At 56.0% G+C, this 234-nt stretch carries 1 tRNA gene and 1 rRNA gene; both read right to left on the bottom strand.

Annotation, left to right across the window (positions count from 1 at the left end):
• Positions 1-6: 6 nt before the first annotated feature.
• Positions 7-122, bottom strand: a 5S ribosomal RNA gene (gene rrf, locus ACSZO1_RS22860).
• 35 nt (positions 123-157) lie between these two features.
• Positions 158-233: transfer RNA gene (locus tag ACSZO1_RS22855), tRNA-Thr, on the bottom strand.
• Position 234 lies beyond the last annotated feature (1 nt).

Genomic DNA, 234 nt, shown 5'->3' with positions numbered 1-234 from the left:
TTTGATGCCTGGCAGTTCCCTACTCTCGCATGGGGAGACCCCACACTACCATCGGCGCTACGGCGTTTCACTTCTGAGTTCGGCATGGGGTCAGGTGGGACCACCGCGCTGTTGCCGCCAGGCAAATTCTTTATTTGCCGAACTCTTGCCATATAACTGGTGCTGATACCCAGAGTCGAACTGGGGACCTCACCCTTACCAAGGGTGCGCTCTACCAACTGAGCCATATCAGCA

The sequence above is a fragment of the Erwinia sp. V71 genome, from assembly GCF_965644245.1.
In the GTDB taxonomy this organism is placed as follows: Bacteria; Pseudomonadota; Gammaproteobacteria; order Enterobacterales; family Enterobacteriaceae; genus Erwinia.
The sequence above is the reverse complement of the archived record's forward strand: the minus strand, read 5'-3'. Positions and strand labels throughout refer to the sequence as shown.